Consider the following 17,547-nt stretch of genomic DNA (forward strand, 5'->3'; position numbering starts at 1 on the left):
GCTACTCCTTGTCGATGGGCAGTTTCAACTGCTGCGGGCCGACCGGTTTCTTGCGGCGTTTCTGCGGAACAGACTCCTTCCAGCCCTCTTCGATGAAAGCGTTCAGGCTCTCTTCAGGCACCCGCCACTGGTTGCCGATCCGAATGGCCCTGATCTTTCCGCCGGTTACCAGGCGGTAGGCAGTGCGATAATGGACGCGCAAGATCTCGGCGACTTCGTTCACAGTCAGAAGTACGGGTCTCTTGCTTGTCGAATCCATAGACCGTCTTTGCCAGCAGGTTCATTGACTGAACATCCGATGACACAGTTTGTCAGAGCTTGTCAACAAAGTACAACGCAGTTCAACAAGTCTAAAAAACATCTAGAAAAAACCCCCGCCGGAGGCGATCCAGCGGGGGCTGAAGTCTATCTTTCTGATCTTGTTAGTATCTGCCCTTGTGGGAAGGCCAGTAGCCATTGAAGCCTTCACAGGTATACACGGTGAAGGTGCGTGCGGGCTGATCATTGAAAGTGGTTGAAATGATGATGGGATTGGACACACTGTCAAACATGTCGCGAATTTTTTTCGGTGCGGACCCTTGTTCGCGCTTCTGGACGAAGAGCGCGTCCCAGCCGACCTTGTCCGAAGGCCCCTCCCAGAGGTCGTATTGATTCATGCGGCGGTCATCAATCCAAGCGCAGTAGGTGCGGGGCTGGCCGGGGGTGTAAAAGGCCGTCGCACCGGTCATGTCGTACACGTCGGAGAAAATGAACACCTTGTCCGGATCGTTGAAGTGGTCATCGCGAAGGAACTCGATGGCGTGCCCGAGCTGATTCCACCCCTTGAGGCGGTTGGTGATGTTGATCTCCGGCGGGATGGGAAGGTGCGGGGAGAGGTTCACGATCAGGAAGAACAGTACCGAGAGGCCCATCACGAGGTTGCGCATGCCGGTCCCCTTGCGCCGGCGAACGAATCCGGCGAAGGCGTATGCCGCGAGGATCGAGCCGGACACGTAGCTCACGGTGGTCCAGTTGGGGTGGACCTGCGCGTGGAAGCTCCAGAGCAGGAAGAATATCCACATGGGCCAGAAGAAGACCGCCAGAAGAGTGGCCTGCCGCGCGTTCAGCCGAGGCGCTTCGGACTCCACGAGGGAAGGGCGGGTGTCGAAATAGCGAAACACCGCCGAGCCGCCCCCGATGAGCGCGAAGATCATCCACCACGGGGTGGCCAGCCCGAACTGGGCCCCGATGTATTCGGGGAAATGATCGAATCGTATGAGCTGAGAGGCCTGCTTGCCCTTGAGGCCGATGAGATAAATGACATGCTTGTACCCGACAAAGTCGTTCTGCATGTTCCAGATGAGCGTGGGCAGGAACCCGATGATCACGCCGACTGCGAGCGCGATGATCAGCCGCGGCCAGAACCCCTGCGGGAGCATGCGGCGCCAGCGCAGAAGCAGACCGTAGATGATGCTCAGGCCGAGGAATCCGAGCATGGTGTATTTGGCGAGAATGCCGAGGCCGAAGCAGACGGCCATGATCACGAAGGGAAGATTGTTCACGCGCGTGTGCATGGCGGGCAGGTTGCCCCCCGGATTGGACGCGGCGTAGAGGCTGAACATGGACGCGGCCCAGAAGAACACGAACGAGTTGTCCGTGGTCATGAGGATGCCGAGCGCCATGAACAGGGGCATGGTGGTCAGCACGAAGACGGTGAGCAGCCCCATGCCCGGGCGGTTCCACAGCCTTGCCAGCCCGAAATACATGACGGCCTGGGTCATGGCCAGCCCCACAATGGAACCGAAGCGGACCCCGAGCTCGGTGTCGCCGAACACGCCGGTCCACGCGGCGATGATCCATGCGATGAGCGGCCCCTTGGAATAGTAGGTGAGCTGTAGATTACGGGTCCAGTCCCAGTAGTGCGCCTCGTCCTGAACCAGATTGAGCTGGCCGCTTGCCACGAAGTAGAGCCGCACGGCAAAGGTCGCGGCAATGAGCAGGAAGGCCCACAGGCCGGGGCGAGTCCGGAATGAGTGAATGATGCTCACGAAGACGCTCCGCTGAAGTGCTTGGTGTTTGTTGTTGAATGTTGCGTATGCCGCCGTCGTCCCGGATGAACGGGACGAAGTGGGGCATGGATACCCCTGATGGACCGACTTGGCAACCGGCTTACTCGTCCAGCACGTCCGCGAGCACCAGAATCTGCGACTGTCCGTCGGCCTCCAGCGAGGCCCGGATGCGCTGGAGCACGCGGCGAAAGTACCGCACATCGTTGACGGAAAGCCCGGTTCTGGCGACCGCGTCGAGGTCGCTCAGGGCGTTGTCCGCCACCTTGATCATTCTCCGGCCCTCGTCTGTAAGGTGAATGACGGTCGTGCGACGGTCCTGTTCCGATCGCTCGGCGCGGGTGAGACCGTCGCGCAACATGCGGGCGAGGGTGCGCGAGAGAGTGGACTGGTCAAGGTCCAGGCGGGCCAGAAGCGTCTTCTGGGAGCTGCCGGCTTCACTGTCCAGGGCCTTGAGCACGCGAATGTATCCGGGATTGCAGCCATAGGGGGAGAGACGCGACGCAAGCGCGTCACGGTACGAGCGTCCGAGCAGGTCGAGCGCATCGAGCAGAGGGGCGTCCGGGGCGTCGGATTTGAATATATGGTCGGCCATGAATCGGTATGTATCAGTAGAGAGGCGTGCGGGCAATGCAATTGGGCCTTTACGGAAAAGGGCCGAGAATATAGATATCCGTCATGCGAATCGTGGTGAATGTGGACGATGCCGGGCTGCATCCGGCGGTGAACCGGGCGGCTGCCGAGCTCGCGCAGGCTGGAACCGTCAGCTCCGCAAGCGTGCTGGCCAACGGCAGGCATGTGCGCGATGCTGCGTCAATGCAGGGGCTCGGACTGGGTGTTCACCTGAATGTGCTGCGCGGCAGGCCGCTGGGCGACCCTGACGAGCTGAACACCCTCGTGGACGAGGACGGCATGTTTCTGGCCGATTATCCGCGGCTGTTCATGCGCTACGTCACGGGCAGGGTCGATCCCGAGCAGGTCTACGCCGAGTGGTGCCTGCAGTTGCAGCGGTTGCTGGACCTTGGCATGAAACCGGACCATATCGACAGCGAAAAGCATGTGCACGCCTGGCCCACGCTCATGGACGTGGCCGGAAGGGTGGCGCGGCGTTTCGGCATCCGCCACATGCGAAAGCCGCTGGAGTGCGGCAGGCTCATGCGGCTGGACCGCGGGATGGCCCGGGTGCGGTTTCTCAACATCTGCTCGTTTTTCCGGAAGGAGCCGGAGGCCATCGTCACTCCCGACTCGCTGTGGGGCATCTCCGATCAGGGAAATCGCCTCACCCCGCAGCGCTTTGCGGCTCATGTGCGCGGCAACGGGCTGAATACCCCGGAGACGGTGGTGGAAATCTGCTGCCACCCCGGCAACGCCCTGCCCGAAGATCCGGAGCTGGATGCCGATTACGGTCGGATGCGCGTGGACTCGCAGTGGAAAGCGGAGTATGAATCCCTGTCTTCGCACGAATGGAAGGACGTTTTTGCCCAACTCGGCGCCACGCTGGTGCGGTTCGGCGAGCTATAACGGAGCGACACGTGAACGAGATAGAAGTCAGCATAGTCACGCCCATGCACAACGAGGAGCTGTGCATCGAGGAATTCTACCGCCGTACCGACGCCGCCATGCGCAAGGCCGGGTACAGCTACGAGATAGTTCTGGTCAACGACGGTTCCACCGACGGCACCGAGCGGCTGCTGCGCGAAATCTGCGAAAAGGACCCGAAGGTGAAGGGCATCAACCTTTCCCGCAACCGGGGCCAGTGCACCGCGCTGTATGCCGGGCTGCAGAACAGCAGAGGCCGCTGGGTGGTCATCATGGACGGCGACCTGCAGAACCTGCCCGAAGAGATTCACCTGTTGGTGGAAAAAATCAAGGAAGGCTGGGACGCCGTCTCCGGGCAGCGGGTGAACCGTTCGGAGTCTCGCTGGCTGAGGCTGCTGCCCAGCCGCATCGCCAACTGGATGATCCGCAAGGCCAGCGGCTGCGAAATCTACGACATGGGCGGCTTCTCCTGCGTGAACGGCGACATGGCCCGGGGCCTGCACCTGCGCGAGGGGCACCACCGGTTCATCCCGGCGCTCATCTACCGCATCGGCGGCGCGGTTACGGAGATTCCCACCACCTGTCCGCCGCGGTTTGCGGGCAAGAGCCATTACGGCCTGTCGCGGATCGTGGACGTGCTGTTCGACATCGTGACCATCTGGTTCCAGAACGCCTTCAAGCAGCGCCCGGTGTACCTGTTCGGCCGCATCGCGCTGGCGTTTTTCCTGTTCGCCTCGCTGGTCATGGCCTGGGTGCTGATCGAAAAAATATTCATGGGCGTGGACATGGGCACGCGGCCGCCGTTCTTCGGGGCCATCCTGTTCTACATCGCCTCCCTCGGGTTCATGTCCACCGGGTTCATCCTCGAGGCCATCGGCGACACCATGGACACGGTCATGCAGACCCGCCCGTACGTGATCCGCGAAATCCTCAACGGCGAATGTCCAGCCGAGGAGGGAGACCGCGAACCGCCCCTATCCCGAGAATCGGATCGGTAGGACGATTTTCAGGCGGGGACTGCGGACCCCGCCTTTTTTTATCCCGGAAAACCAAACACATGAAACGGGAACGCCATGATACTGCCCTCAGTCAAACGCTGGAACCAGCCCTACGGATACGCGGAGGCCCTGCGCATCGGCCTGCCGCTGGTCATCAGCATGGCCTCGACGACGCTCATGATCTTCACGGACCGCATCTTTCTGGGGAGGTACTCCGTGGATACGCTGGCGGCCTCGTTTCCCGCCAGCATCATGTACTTTCTGTTCTACTCGTTCTTCCTCGGCACGCTGGAATACGTGAGCGTCTTTGTAGCGCAGTACGTAGGCGCGGAGCGCAACGAACGGGTCGGGGCCGCAGTCTGGCAGGGCCTGTACTTCGTGATACCGGCCGCGCTCATCATGAGTTTCATCGGCGTGTTCTGCGATCACATCTTTGCGCTGGCGGGACACGCGCCGACCGTCAGGGCGCTGGAGACGGCCTACTTCGAGACCGTGGCACACGGCAGCTTCTTCGGGTTCGCGTCCATCGCGCTGTCGTGTTTCTTCTCGGGCAGGGGGATCACCCGGCCGGTGATGGTGGTCAACATGCTCTCCGCCGCCGTGAACGTTCCGTTGAACTATGCGCTCATCAACGGATACTTCGGCTTTCCCGAGCTGGGAATCCGAGGCGCGGCGCTGGCCACGGTGGCGGCCTACTTCGTCAACTTCGCGGCCATGGCGCTGCTGGTCTTCCGCTCCCGCCACGAAGAGCGCTTCGGGATTTTCTCGCAGTGGCGGTATGCCCCCAGACTGTTCCGGCGGTTCATGAAGTACGGTCTGCCGGGCGGCGCGCAGTTCTTTCTGGACATGCTCGCCGTGTCCTACTTCGGCATCGTGGTGGGCTGGTTTGACAAGGCGGAACTTGCGGCTTCGAATATTGCCATCGGCATCGACACGCTGGCCTTCCTGCCTGCCATCGGCATGTCCATCGCCGCGAGCGTGATGACCGGTCAGGCGATGGGAGCAGGAAGACCGGAAAAAGCCGCCTACGGCATGCATTCCGTGCTGCATCTGACGCTTGCGTACATGAGCTTCATGGGGTTGCTGTTCGTGGTGTTCCCCGGATTCTTCGTGGACATGTTCCGAAGCGGCGACCTGAGCGCGCAGGAGTGGGCCTCGGTGCGGGAGACCGGGGTGGTGCTCATGCGCTGGGTTGCGGCCTACACCGTGCTGGACGCGGTGGTCATGACCCTGGTGGGCCTGCTCAAGGGGGCCGGCGACACCCGGTTCATCATGAAGGTGATGGGGACCGCCTCCATTTTCGGCATGATCCTGCCGCTGACCGTGTTGGTGAAGGGCTTCGGCTTCGGCGTGCAGACAGCGTGGGCTTGCCTGTTGCTGTACGTTGTGGTGCTGACGGTGGTATACACCGCCCGCTACCGGCTGGGCAGCTGGCGTGAGATTCGCATAGTGGACGACGACTCCTGAGGCTCGGCAGGGTCGCTATTCGGCTGAGACGGGGACGGCGGGCAACCACGCTCCGGAAAGTCGTCGCCGATTCACGCACCGGCTGTTGCCGTCCCTGCCGCCGTGGGGTACGGTGCTGCTTTCATGGACCGGTTCTGACGCGGCCCGAAGCGGCGGCACGTATGCAGAACATTTGGAGTCACTTGATGATCACGGACGGCATCAGCGCGGCCGTGAATGACGCGACGGCCTTCCACGTCGAGCGGAAAGCCAAGCTCCACACGCTGTTCCGGATGTCTCATGCGCTTGCGGCGCGTTGCTGCAACCGGACCTCGAGCTCATTGCGGAACGTTGAACTTGATATGGGTGATCACAACATAGTCACGGAGCCTCAGGCATGAAGGTCAATCTGGTCATAGCGCGGTATCGAGAGGACGTGAGCTGGGTCTCCCGGCTCGGGTACCCGGCGACGGTCTATGACAAGAGCGGGGAAGGCCTGTCCGGCGCGACCCCGCTGCCGAACATCGGGCGCGAGGCCCACACCTACCTGACGCATATCGTGAGGCATTACGAAACGCTCGACGGCCTGACGGTCTTTCTGCAGGGCGACCCGTTCGACCACCTTTCGCAACAGGGCGGAACCGTGGACGATCTGGCGGAAATCATAGAGGCATACGCCGCAAAGGGGCGGCCATTCGGCGGATTCGCGTGGTTCAGGCTCGAGTGTGACGGGCTGGGCAGACCGCACGACCTGCGCAAGCCGGAAAACGAGGGGCGCTGGCCCGGCTGGGGGCGCGACATACCGGTGGCGGAGACCTTCGGAAAACTGTTCGATGGGCCGGTCCCGGAGCGGTTCGTGGCCCGGGGGGTGACCGGCAATTTTGCGGTGACGGCGGAGCGCATCCGCACTCGTCCCAAGACGTTTTACGAATACGCGCTCGCCCTTGTGGAAGCCGACCCGCAGGACCGGTTCAACACCGGTCACGCCTTTGAACGGCTCTGGCATCTCGTCTTCAACGGCAACACCGCCTGGAACCGGTCCCGGTACCATCCGGAGGCATGATGCGGATGCCCCTGAACCTGCGCATCGCCCTTTCCTCGTTGGCCGCCCACAAACTGCGCGCGGTGCTGGCCATGCTCGGAGTGTTCCTCGGCGCGCTGGCGTTCACCGGTGTACAGAATATTTCGCAGATGATGGTGCGGCAGGCCGAGATCGAGACCGAGAAGCTCGGCCCGAATCTCTACGCCGTGGTGGCGGGCAAGGTTCGCTTCCGCAGAAGCGGCGGGGCGCGCATCAGCACCTACCACCGCAACTTCACGGTTTCCGACGTGCGCGCGCTGATGGCCGGCGTCCCGTCGCTGCTGGACGCAACCCCGTTCATCGTCAACGCCATGCCGGTGCGTGGAGGCGGAGAGGCTACCACCGCACGGGTCACCGCCGCGTGGGAGAACTTCCCGCAGATCCGCAGCTTCGGACCGGACATCGGACGGTTCTTCACCGCCGCGGAAGTGCGTGACGCCGACAAGGTGGTCGTGCTCGGCCGCAAAGTCGCCAAGAGGCTCTTCGGCTCCGCGCGGGGGGCCATGGGAGAGATGGTCTTCATCTTCCGGGCCGGCTTCCGGGTCATCGGCATCATGGAGGCCAAGGGTCGCGATATCTCCGGCGACGATCAGGACGAGATTCTGCTCATGCCCCTGACCACATACATGCGCCGCGCCAGCAATCAAGACTGGGTGGACGGGGCCTTCATCACGCTGGCCGACTCAGCTGACCGTGGAGTCGTGGACGGCGCGGTGGAGTCCATCCTGCGCAAACGCCACCGCATCGGCCCCGGCGAAGAAGACGACTTCGACACGCTCACCGCCCGCGACACCATCCAGCTGCAACAGCAGGCGCTGGATCTCATGCAGACCCTCGGCGGCATCGCCTCCGGTGTCTCCTTTGCCGTGGGCGGCCTCGGAATCCTCTCCATCATGGTGCTCGTGGTGCGCTCGCGGCGCGTGGAGATCGGTATCCGCAGGGCTGTCGGCGGCAAGCAGGGAGACATCGTGCGCCAGTTCCTGTTCGAGGCTGCCGTCATGTCAGGTGTCGGCGGCAGCGCAGGGGTGCTGGTTTCGGTCGGAGCGGCCGCTCTCGTCGCCCGCTTCGGCGGGTTCCCCTTCATCGCCGACCCGTTCGTGGTCGGCGGCACCCTCGTCTCCAGCTTCCTGCTGGGTATCGCCGCCGGCGCCTATCCCGCATGGCAGGCCGCCAGAATCCAGATTCTGGACGTATTGAAGTAACTACCCTGAATCAAATACGTTCGCACATTATATGGCGGACCATACAAGTTGTATGCCCTGCCATGTATCTCGTGCAAAGAGAGCGGCGAGGGTATTGCATTCCGTTGGCGGTGAGCTATACTGAATGCTCTCAGCAAGGAGATGATAGCCTCATGAAACGAATCGCCGCACTATTTCTGTTTACGGTCCTGTTCGCAGGGACCGCGTTTGCCGCCCGCTATGTCTGGGTCGCCTCGGAAGGAACGGAGCTCCGCAGCTCCCCGAAAGGCGGTTCCGAAGTCGTGAGCAGCCTCCGGCTAGACGAGCGCCTTTCCGTTCAGGACAAATCCGGCCGCTGGTACAAGGTCAAGAGCGACTCCGGCCGAAGCGGCTGGGTCTATCGAGGCAAGATCAGCTCATCCAAGCCCGAGCGTGACGCCTCCAAGGGCGCCCCCGGTCTTTTCGGCAGCCTCGACTCGGACATCGAATCCGGCAGGGCCAGCACCGACCGCGCCATCAGAGGGCTGTCCCCCGAAGCCGAAGCCTACGCTGAAAGCACAGGCACCCCCGAGTCCTATCAGAAGGCCCTCGATTCCGTAATGGAACGCAAGATCACCCGCGACGATGTTCGCGAGTTCCTCCAGCGCGGAAAAATCGGCGAATACGCCCAGTAGGAGCGAGAACATGAACAGAAGAAAAGTCATCACCCTTCTCGCCGGAACCATGGCCGGTCTCTCCGCAGCCCCCGCCCTCGCACAGGGCAACCTCTTCGACGCCCTCAGCAAAGGCCTGACAAAAGAAGGCTCCAAGGAACGAAAGACCCTCGAAGGCATCGGCACCATCCTGCGCGGCGCACAGGGGCTCGACTACGAATCCGAACTCGCCCTCGGCGAAAGCCTCGCCCTCGAAGGCTTCCAGCGCTACGGAATGCCCGTGGAAGATGAACATGTGCAGCGCTTCGTCAACCTCATGGGCAAAGCCGTCGCCGCCAACTCCACCCGACCGGACATTCCCTACCACTTCGTCGTGGTGCAAAGCCCCCTCATGAACGCCTTCAGCTGCCCCGGCGGCATCGTCTTTCTCTCCTCCGCACTCGTCAAAGCCCTCAAGACCGAAGCACAACTGGCTGCAATCCTCTCCCACGAAGTAGGACACGTCGCCGCCAAGCACGCCGTTGAATCCATCCAGCAGGCTCAACTGCTCCAAGGCGTGACCCAGATCACCACCGCCAACATGAACAGCGAAGAAGGAAAGAAGTTCAAGAAAGCCGTCTCAGGCATGAAGGAAACCCTCTTCGATACCGGCCTCAGCCATCAGATGGAATTCGAAGCCGACCGGCTCTCCATGCAGACCGCCTATCGCACCGGCTACAGCCCCAAAGCCATGTACGAAGTGCTCGAAATCCTGCAAAAAAACCAGTCCGGAGCCACCGTCAAAGGCTCCTGGTACGGAACCCACCCGCCACTCAAGCAAAGACTGGCAAAACTCCGGGTCGAACTGGAAAAATACCCCGACTGGAAAGAACTCCGGACCTCCACCGGCAGACTCGGCTGGTACCAGAAAAGAATTAAGTAAATGCTGCCCCCGGCGGGCAGGGGCTCCGCCCCTGCACCCCGGCAAAGGGGCGGGCCCCCTTTGCAATCCCCGGGTTGTCAGCGGAGTTGCAGCAGCCGGGTTCATGCGGCCGCAGAACTCGCGTTCATGCTGCAACCCCGCTGACGGGGATTTACGTTCCGTGCGTCTTGGCTGACGAATTTTGTTAGCCAGGTTCGTCAATCGGAACGTGTTCGGTGCACAGATTCCCTCACCAGAACTCCCAATAAACCATCCTGTCCCGCTACCCAAGTGTCGCAGCAATGCCTCCGGCGGGCCCTTCAGGCGGACCAAAGGGGCGAGCCTCCTTTGGAATCCCTGATTTATCAGCGGGGCTGCGGCGCAGGGTTCATGCGACCGCACAAACCTCGTCCATGCTGCAACCCCGCTGACGGGATTTTGGTTCCGGGCGTCTTGGCTGATGGGGATTCATGTGTGAACTTCTCGGTTCATCAGTTCTCCCTCTAAGCGCTTTCCGTCCCTTATGACCAGCGACCGCCGTTCGCCCCTGCCAAGCCGCCTACGCGCTGAGGCTTTCGGAAAGCTCGACGCGGCTTGGCAAGCCAAAGGTTTTTGGGAGATTCTTAAGAACCCTTTTGCAAAAGGGTTCTTAAGCCCCCGGAGGGCCTTCGGAGGATTCCTTAACGTCATCCGACGACACTTGTCAGCGAGCATCAAAAAGCGTGACCGGCGTTTACACATTCGCCAATGGTTGCTAACGGCAAATCATGACCCAAAAATAGTTTATGAGCGGGCATATGCGAAAGCGCGTGGTGCTCCGAGATGGTATATGGGCGGGCCGTTGGCTTGTGACTGTGCTATGGTCGGAGCCAGTAGGATCTGCATGGAGCGGGCAGGTTGTTGTGTATCCGATTATCGGGGCTGCGAAAGGGTGTGCCTGAGCCGGTTGTTAACGTGCTATTTCAGGGGCGTGGATGATGCCGAAGCTGTGGTTGTTTGCATTTGTGGTTTTGTTTTTGGCTGTCGGGTGCGGCGGGGATATGCCTGCCGAGTCCGGTGAGCATCGGGAGGACGGCGAGCGTGTGGCCGCCATTGAGGAGGGGGTGGACGAGGCTGCTGAGGGGCCTCGGGGTGAAGTGGAGACGTTTTCTGCACGAAAGGCTGCGCGCGAGGCCGTCCTTACGGGGTTCACCCGTGCCCGGAATACCATGACGCTGGTGGCGGAGGTGGACGGACGTGTGGAGAGAGTTTTTGCGGACGTGGGTGATAGCATTGGCGAGGACGGGCGTTTCGCGGAGCTTGACGACACGTTTGTGCGGCTTGATCTGGAGAACAACCGTGCGGAGCAGGGGCGGTTAAAGAGCGAGTTGGCGTATCATCGCAAGGAGATGGAGCGGTATCGGGAGCTGGTGAAGGGACGAACTGCGGCGCAGTCTACTTTGGATAACAACGTGCGCGCGCATGACACGACGCTTCAGCAGCTCAGGGCGTTGCAGGTGGAGGAGCGCAGGCTTCAGGAGCGGCTGGTGCGGCATATCATCAAGGCCCCGGAGGGGTGGAAGGTCAAGCATCGGGAGTTGGAGCCGGGGGAGTGGGTAACGCGCGGGCAGACTGCGGCGACGCTCGGCAATTATTCAACGTTGCTGGTGCCGTTTGCCCTGAGCAGGCGCGAGTTTTCCGCTTTGAAGAAAATGGGTGAGGCCATCGAGCTGCGTCTGCCTGATGAGGGTGGGGCGGTTACGGCTCGCGTGGAACGGGTTGCGCCGGGGTACGATCCCGAGACCCGCAAGATCAACGTGGACCTTGAGATAACATCGGGGGACATCTCGATGCGCGGGGGCATCCGTACGGAATTGGTGTTGCCGTTGCCGGATCCGGGAGGGGCGGTGCTGGTGCCGCGAACCGCGTTGCTCAAGGCGTATGAGGAATTCTTTCTGGTCCGGCCGGAAGGGGGGCGTGTCCGGGTGGTGCTGCTGGGTGGCGGTCCCGGGGGCACGGTCAGAGTCTCTTCGCCGGACGTTCGCCCCGGCGACCGGTTCGTGGTCGCACCTGACGGCGGCGGGGGGCGTGGCTGATGGCCTCTCGGAGCACACCCCCCGGCCCGGTCAGGGCGTTCATCGCCATGACTCTGCGGCAGAAGGTTTTCGTGAACCTCGTGTTTGTCATGCTCATGGTCGTGGGTGCGTTCTGTGTGCTGGACCTCGCGGTGGAGCGGTACCCCAACGTGCAGATGGGCAAGGTGGTCATCTCAGCGTATCTGCCCGGAGCCAGCCCCACGGAAGTGGAGGCGCTCGTCACGCGCAAGATAGAGGATTCACTGGATGATCTTGAGCATGTGGAGTACGTGCGTTCCCGCTCGTACCGTGAGCGTTCGAGCATCATGGTCAAGTTTCTGGACGATACTGATTATGACGCTCTGTATGACGAACTGCGCTTCAATGTGCTTTCAATACAGAACGACCTTCCGCAGGAGATGGACCCTCCCGAATTTACCGTCATCAACGTGGACGAGTGGCTCCCGGTTCTTTCGGTGAACCTTGTGGGGGAGCGGTCCAACCGCGCCCTGACGCTGATGGCGGAGGAGATCAAGATTCCCCTTGAACGGATAGAGGGGGTCAAGGAGGTCAGCATTGAGGGGGAGTACACCCGTGAGTTCCACGTGGTGCTCGACCCCGAGAAGATGCGGCGCTTCGGCGTAACCTTCTACGAAGTTTCCTCGGCGCTGGATTCCGCGAACGTGTCCATTCCTGCGGGTGATTTCGTCAGCGATTCCGGCGAGTACGTCATTCTCGTGGACGAGCGTTTCCGCTCGCGCGAGCAGGTGGCGCGGACCGTGGTCCGCAACGACGCGGACGGGTCCTTCGTGCGGGTGGCGGACGTGATCAGCCGGGCCGGGCTGGATTACCGGGATCCGTTCGTCATCACCTCGGTCAACGGCAAGGATTCGGTGAGCGTCAAGGTGGTCAAGACCGCCGAAGGCAACGCACTGGACATCGACGAGGCGGTGCGGCGGGTGCTGGAGGATTTTCGTCCCGAGCTGGAGGCCGAGGGGGTCGAGGCGGTGGTCACGCAGGCTCAGCGGGCCTATATCGACGACAGCATCAGCACGCTGGGGTCCAACCTGTTGGTGGGTATCGCGCTCGTGTGCATCACCATCTGGGTGGTCATGGGATTCCGCAACGCCATGCTGACCACCGTGGGGGTTCCGTTTGCCTTCCTCGTGACCATGATCATCATGTGGATCACGGGCAACTCACTGAATGAGATAACGCTTTTCTCGTTCGTGCTCGTCAGCGGGATCATTGTCGACGACGCCATCGTGGTGGTGGAGAACATTTACCGGCACGTGCAGGAGGGCAAGGAATTGCGCGTGGCGGTCATCGACGGCACCAGCGAGGTGTTTCTGCCCGTGGTTGCGGCCACCTCCACAACGGTTGCAGCGTTCCTGCCCATGCTGATCATGACCGGTTCCACTGGCGAGTTCTTCGCGCTGGTACCCAAGGCGGTGACCTTTGCCATCGCCGCATCCCTCATCGAATGTCTGATCATCCTGCCCCTGCACGTGCTGGACTGGCCCGGAGGCCGTAAGCTGCGCAGGCAGGCGCATGATCACGCCGTGTCCGACGACCCGGCCTTTCTGGTGCTGTTGAGGAAAATCGTGGACAGAGTGCTGTTGTTCTGTCTGCGGCACAAGGTCCTGAGCCTCGGGGCAATCGGGCTGGCGTTCGCAGCTGCGCTCGGGATTCTGGGTGTTTCCATGTCCGGGGCGATACCCCTTATCAAAGTAAAGTTCTTTCCGGACGATTACCGTGTGTATTACGTGAGCGTGGAGGGGCCGGTGGGTACTCCAGTGGAAGCGGTCTCGGAGAAGGTCAAGGCCATCTCAAAAGATATACGCGCGCTCGGCGACGGGGTGAGCAAGTCCTGCACCGCGCTGGCGGGGACGGATATCAACGAGGACTACGAGAACATTTTCAGCTCAAACCTCGGCATAGTCATCGTGGAGCTGCCGGACCGTCCTGATCAACGGTTCCCGGACAATCCCGACAACAACCCCCTGCTGCTGTTCGAGTGGATGCGAGACAGGCTCGCGCAACACAAGCAAGGGGGGTGGGAGTATCGCATCTGGCCGCAAAAGGACGGCCCGCCCACGGGCAAGGATGTGAACATACGGGTGCTCGGGCCTGACCCGGCCTCGGTGCGCGCGCTCAAGGACGAGGTGCTCGGCTGGCTTGTGAACAATGACTCCATCGCCCCGTACCTCGTGAATCTGGAGACGGACACCGGTACGGACAACCGGATATTCCGCTTCGTGCCCGACCCGGAGCGGGTGCATGAGTACGGCCTCACCAAGCGGCAGGTGGCGGCGCTGGCCGGGAGTGTACTGGACGGGCGGTTCGTGGGCGAGTTCCGCATGTCGGACGAGGATGTGGACCTGCGGGTGAAGATCGACCCCCGGCATCTGGAGAACCCCTCGAACGCACTGGACATCCCGGTGGTGGAGCATTCGAGCGGCCCGGTCCGGCTGGGCGACCTGTGCGAGGTCTTGACATACCGTGAACCGGGCCAGCGCAACCGGTTCGAGGGGCTGCGGGCCATCACGCTCACCGCGAACATCAAGCAGGGCGCACCGGTGACCACGGCCAGTATCGTGCATGACACCCGTCAGTTCTATGAGAGCGTGCGGGAGGGGTATCCCGGCGCCACCGTGAACTTCTCGGGCGAGTTCGAGAGCACTGGCAAGTCGTTTCGTTCGCTGGCGTACGCGTTCATGATCGCCATCCTGGTTATCTACACCATCCTCGCCTGTCAGTTTCAGAGCTACACCCAGCCGCTCGTGATCCTTTCAGCGGTGGTCTTTGCCCTGACCGGTGTGGTCTGGGGCACGTTCCTGACCCGGTCCCTGTTCACCGTGAACAGCTTCGTGGCCACGGTGGGGGTGACGGGCGTCGTGGTCAACGACTCGCTTGTGCTGCTGGACTTCATCAACAAGCTCTACGCCTCGGGGCTGTCGAGGACGGAGGCGCTCCGGGAGGCGGTCCGCATCCGGCTGCGGCCCATCCTGCTGACCACCCTGACCACCTCGCTGGGGCTCTTGCCAATGGCGCTCGGAATCCCTTACTACTCACTGGTCTGGGGGACCATGGCCACGACCTTCGTCACCGGCCTGTGTGTGGCGACCACCCTGACGGTGTTCATCATCCCCGTGCTCTGGGAACTGCTCACGAGAATGCACGAGTGGTACGAAAGAAAGCGCGGCACCGAGAGCGAAGCGTGACCGGACCGCAACGACCGCAACAATCCGCAGGAGCCTGCTTGTGACTGACAGGAAAGAGCTTTCCGGCCTCAGCCCCTCCGATCTGGACCTGATCGTCTACGACTTCGACGGGGTCATGACGGACAACCGTGTCCACGTGCATCAGGACGGGCACGAAACCGTGACCTGCAACCGCGCGGACGGTATGGGCGTGGGCATCATCCGCAAGCTGGGGGTGCCGCAGATTATCCTCAGCACGGAGCGAAACCCCGTGGTGCGGGCCCGCGCCGACAAGTTGGGGATTCCGGCCGTGCATGGGCTTGAGGACAAGCTCACGGCGTTGAAGGAGCATCTGGGGCAGAACGGCTGGCGCATGGAGCGAACCATGTTCGTGGGCAACGACGTGAACGACCTGTCGTGCCTGCGGGCCGTGGGATATCCGGCCGCCCCCGCGGACGCGTGGACCCGGGCGCGCGAGGCGGTCCGGCATGTGTTCGATGCGCGCGGCGGTGAGGGCGTGGCGCGAGAACTGGCTGAAATCCTTCATTCCAACGCCTGATGCGTGCACTGACGGGGCTGGAGCGGCGACACCCGGCAAGGCGCCCGAAAGCGTCCCCGGTCTGGACATAATCGCCGATTCGTCCTAGTGGATTGTGAAAAGGCATTCGGCCTGAGGGGAGGGGGGACGATGTCGGACAATTCGTTCGAAAGCGTCTGCATTTTTCACATTCTCGACGGACTGCGCGAAGGGCTTTCCCATTTTTCGGGGAACAGCCGCGCAGCTCTCGTCTATGCCCCCCGCATGGACTCCCCGCCCCGCATCTACGATCCTCAGGGACTGCTCCGGGGACACGAACCCCGGCTGATGGAGCACTACCTCGGCTCCGACGCGTGGCGGGAAACCGAATGCACCTCCTCCGACGTGGCCTTTCTTGACGAACGCGAATACAAGGACCTTCAACTGGCGGGCATCATCCCCTTCGGCGGCCGTTCCCGCGCCGTGCAGTACCAGATGTGGTTCACCGAGGAGCACCCGGACATGTGCAGCCTCGGCCCCACCCGGCGCTGGATGGAGTACGCTGTGCGCCTCTTCGCCCAGAACTACGAGCTCCGCAACGTGATGAACGTGGATACCGCCGGATACGTGCTGCAGAACTGCGCGTCCCACGCCATCCGCGACTACATCGTGGATGCCCGGAGCGAGATGGGTTTTCTGGACAGCAGTATCCGGGTCTATCCTTTCCTCGACGCGGTGCTGGGCATCTCCCGCACCAAGGAGGAGGGCGCGTGGCCCCGCGGCCGGCTGGTGGTGGTCGAGCCGAACGATCTGGGCCTTGTGCGGTTCATCTGCCGTTTCCCGAAGAACGAGCGGCCCCGGCTCACGGACTTCAAGCATGTGAGAAAGATGCTGCAGGCCGTGGAGTATTCCGGGCGCGTGCTCGTCTCGGACGGCAGCGACATCGTGGGCATCGCCATCGGCTCCGTGCCGGGCGCCTATCTGGCCGCGCAGTTCGGCGGCAGCCGCGGCTCGCTCATGCTCAGGGACGAGCAGGTGTGCACCTTCACGGACGGAAATTTCCATTCCCGCAATCTCAAGGCGAACCTCGTGCAACTGGAGGAAATCCTTCTGGAGTCGCGTCTTGAGATGGAGTCCCAGCATCAGATGATGCGGCTGGTTCACGCTCTGGTGAACCGGGTGCGCGACCGCCGCCACGGCTGCACGCTGATTCTCGACCTCGGGCACATGCTCGTGCCCACGGCGGGGCAGCGCTTCGAGGTGCCTCCCGATCTGCGCGAGCCGGGACAGATCAAGCTGGCCTGCTCGCTGGCAAAGATCGACGGAGCCCTGCATATCGGAGCGGACCTCAAGCTGCACGGTTTCGGCTGCCTCATGGACGGACGCAGCGTGCCGGGCGAGAACCGCGGGCGAGGGGCGCGGTTCAATTCGGCGCTTCGCTTCACGGCGGAGAACGAGAACCTCGTGGTCATCGTGGTCTCGTCGGACAGGCCGGTCTCGATCATCCAGAACGGCATCGAGTTGACGGCGGCCTGCGACTGGCGTCAGATGGCGGGCTGTCCCACGCCGCCGCTTCTGGCCGACTGGTTGGAGGACTGATTGCGGATGATTGCTGTTGAGAAGAATTCGGGCGGATATTTTCTTTGTTTGCAGTATAGTATCGGCGTCACGAACGCTTGCGCTTTGATGGAGTGATCGGTGGGCTGGCTGGGTGATCCTCTGGTCTGGGTGCTGTTGTTGCCGTCGCTTGCGGCTTCGGGGGTGCTGGTCCAGATGGTGCTCGGACTGTTCACGTGTTGCGGCACGTTCCGGTTTCGCGGCAGGGCGGTTCACCTTCGCTGGTGGACGATTCCCGCGGGGCTGGGCGTCAGCGCCCTGTGCTGGGGCGCGTTGGCCGCGTACCTGATGATCGGCCCCCGCAGCTGACGG

The 17,547-nt window shown here is 62.2% G+C and carries 15 protein-coding genes; 12 read left to right on the forward strand and 3 right to left on the reverse strand.

Annotation, left to right across the window (positions count from 1 at the left end; all coding sequences use genetic code 11):
• Position 1 precedes the first annotated feature (1 nt).
• The 3 genes from BR24_RS13255 to BR24_RS13265 all read right to left on the reverse strand — a co-directional run bounded on the left by BR24_RS13255 (position 2) and on the right by BR24_RS13265 (position 2,640).
• Entirely contained in the window at positions 2 to 223 is a 222-nt protein-coding gene (locus BR24_RS13255; RefSeq protein WP_496541961.1) for a helix-turn-helix domain-containing protein, read from the reverse strand.
• Between the two features lie 199 nt (positions 224 to 422).
• On the reverse strand, positions 423 to 2,027 hold the full coding sequence (locus tag BR24_RS13260) for an ArnT family glycosyltransferase (protein ID WP_496541962.1): 1,605 nt from the start codon (positions 2,025 to 2,027) through the stop codon (positions 423 to 425).
• A 121-nt stretch (positions 2,028 to 2,148) separates the two neighbouring features.
• Complete coding sequence (locus BR24_RS13265) at positions 2,149 to 2,640, reverse strand: MarR family winged helix-turn-helix transcriptional regulator (protein WP_496541963.1); 492 nt, start codon at positions 2,638 to 2,640, stop codon at positions 2,149 to 2,151.
• 83 nt (positions 2,641 to 2,723) lie between these two features.
• On the opposite strand from BR24_RS13265, the gene BR24_RS13270 reads away from it, so the two are divergent.
• The 12 genes from BR24_RS13270 to BR24_RS13325 all read left to right on the forward strand — a co-directional run bounded on the left by BR24_RS13270 (position 2,724) and on the right by BR24_RS13325 (position 17,544).
• Entirely contained in the window at positions 2,724 to 3,566 is an 843-nt protein-coding gene (locus BR24_RS13270; protein WP_496541964.1) for a ChbG/HpnK family deacetylase, read from the forward strand.
• Positions 3,567 to 3,577: 11 nt separating this feature from the next.
• Complete coding sequence (locus tag BR24_RS13275; RefSeq protein WP_496541965.1) at positions 3,578 to 4,582, forward strand: glycosyltransferase family 2 protein; 1,005 nt, start codon at positions 3,578 to 3,580, stop codon at positions 4,580 to 4,582.
• A gap of 75 nt (positions 4,583 to 4,657) precedes the next feature.
• Positions 4,658 to 6,049 carry an MATE family efflux transporter gene (locus BR24_RS13280; RefSeq protein WP_496541966.1) on the forward strand — a complete coding sequence of 464 codons (1,392 nt, stop codon included), beginning with the start codon at positions 4,658 to 4,660 and terminating at the stop codon, positions 6,047 to 6,049.
• A 376-nt stretch (positions 6,050 to 6,425) separates the two neighbouring features.
• Complete coding sequence (locus BR24_RS13285; RefSeq protein WP_496541967.1) at positions 6,426 to 7,091, forward strand: DUF3431 domain-containing protein; 666 nt, start codon at positions 6,426 to 6,428, stop codon at positions 7,089 to 7,091.
• Positions 7,091 to 8,311, forward strand: coding sequence for an ABC transporter permease (locus tag BR24_RS13290; RefSeq protein WP_496542009.1), 1,221 nt, complete (start codon positions 7,091 to 7,093; stop codon positions 8,309 to 8,311). Before BR24_RS13285 ends, BR24_RS13290 begins: the two co-directional genes overlap by 1 nt.
• 152 nt (positions 8,312 to 8,463) lie before the next feature.
• Entirely contained in the window at positions 8,464 to 8,964 is a 501-nt protein-coding gene (locus BR24_RS13295) for an SH3 domain-containing protein (protein ID WP_496541968.1), read from the forward strand.
• A 10-nt stretch (positions 8,965 to 8,974) separates the two neighbouring features.
• A complete protein-coding gene (locus BR24_RS13300) occupies positions 8,975 to 9,865 on the forward strand; it encodes a M48 family metalloprotease (RefSeq protein WP_496541969.1) in 891 nt (296 codons plus the stop codon).
• A 1,019-nt stretch (positions 9,866 to 10,884) separates the two neighbouring features.
• The gene (locus BR24_RS13305) at positions 10,885 to 11,919 is read left to right on the forward strand and encodes an efflux RND transporter periplasmic adaptor subunit (protein WP_496541970.1); all 1,035 of its coding nucleotides are present in this window, start codon (positions 10,885 to 10,887) and stop codon (positions 11,917 to 11,919) included.
• The gene (locus BR24_RS13310) at positions 11,919 to 15,122 is read left to right on the forward strand and encodes an efflux RND transporter permease subunit (RefSeq protein WP_496541971.1); all 3,204 of its coding nucleotides are present in this window, start codon (positions 11,919 to 11,921) and stop codon (positions 15,120 to 15,122) included. The genes BR24_RS13305 and BR24_RS13310 overlap by 1 nt, the downstream gene beginning before the upstream one ends.
• Before the next feature lie 40 nt (positions 15,123 to 15,162).
• A complete protein-coding gene (locus tag BR24_RS13315) occupies positions 15,163 to 15,660 on the forward strand; it encodes a KdsC family phosphatase (RefSeq protein WP_496541972.1) in 498 nt (165 codons plus the stop codon).
• 129 nt (positions 15,661 to 15,789) lie between these two features.
• On the forward strand, positions 15,790 to 17,217 hold the full coding sequence (locus BR24_RS13320) for a DNA integrity scanning protein DisA nucleotide-binding domain protein (RefSeq protein ID WP_496541973.1): 1,428 nt from the start codon (positions 15,790 to 15,792) through the stop codon (positions 17,215 to 17,217).
• 99 nt (positions 17,218 to 17,316) lie between these two features.
• Entirely contained in the window at positions 17,317 to 17,544 is a 228-nt protein-coding gene (locus BR24_RS13325) for a competence protein ComEC (protein ID WP_496541974.1), read from the forward strand.
• The last annotated feature ends 3 nt before the right edge of the window (positions 17,545 to 17,547 follow it).

The sequence above is a fragment of the Pseudodesulfovibrio halophilus DSM 5663 genome (assembly GCF_059568665.1).

What these genes read in the sequence shown, in the direction of transcription:
- BR24_RS13265 (WP_496541963.1), bottom strand. Translation starts at nt 2,640, where the DNA reads ATGGCCGACCATATATTCAAATCCGACGCCCCGGACGCCCCTCTGCTC.
- BR24_RS13270 (WP_496541964.1), top strand. Translation starts at nt 2,724, where the DNA reads ATGCGAATCGTGGTGAATGTGGACGATGCCGGGCTGCATCCGGCGGTG.
- BR24_RS13280 (WP_496541966.1), top strand. Translation starts at nt 4,658, where the DNA reads ATGATACTGCCCTCAGTCAAACGCTGGAACCAGCCCTACGGATACGCG.
- BR24_RS13285 (WP_496541967.1), top strand. Translation starts at nt 6,426, where the DNA reads ATGAAGGTCAATCTGGTCATAGCGCGGTATCGAGAGGACGTGAGCTGG.
- BR24_RS13290 (WP_496542009.1), top strand. Translation starts at nt 7,091, where the DNA reads ATGCGGATGCCCCTGAACCTGCGCATCGCCCTTTCCTCGTTGGCCGCC.
- BR24_RS13295 (WP_496541968.1), top strand. Translation starts at nt 8,464, where the DNA reads ATGAAACGAATCGCCGCACTATTTCTGTTTACGGTCCTGTTCGCAGGG.
- BR24_RS13300 (WP_496541969.1), top strand. Translation starts at nt 8,975, where the DNA reads ATGAACAGAAGAAAAGTCATCACCCTTCTCGCCGGAACCATGGCCGGT.
- BR24_RS13305 (WP_496541970.1), top strand. Translation starts at nt 10,885, where the DNA reads ATGCCTGCCGAGTCCGGTGAGCATCGGGAGGACGGCGAGCGTGTGGCC.
- BR24_RS13310 (WP_496541971.1), top strand. Translation starts at nt 11,919, where the DNA reads ATGGCCTCTCGGAGCACACCCCCCGGCCCGGTCAGGGCGTTCATCGCC.
- BR24_RS13320 (WP_496541973.1), top strand. Translation starts at nt 15,790, where the DNA reads ATGTCGGACAATTCGTTCGAAAGCGTCTGCATTTTTCACATTCTCGAC.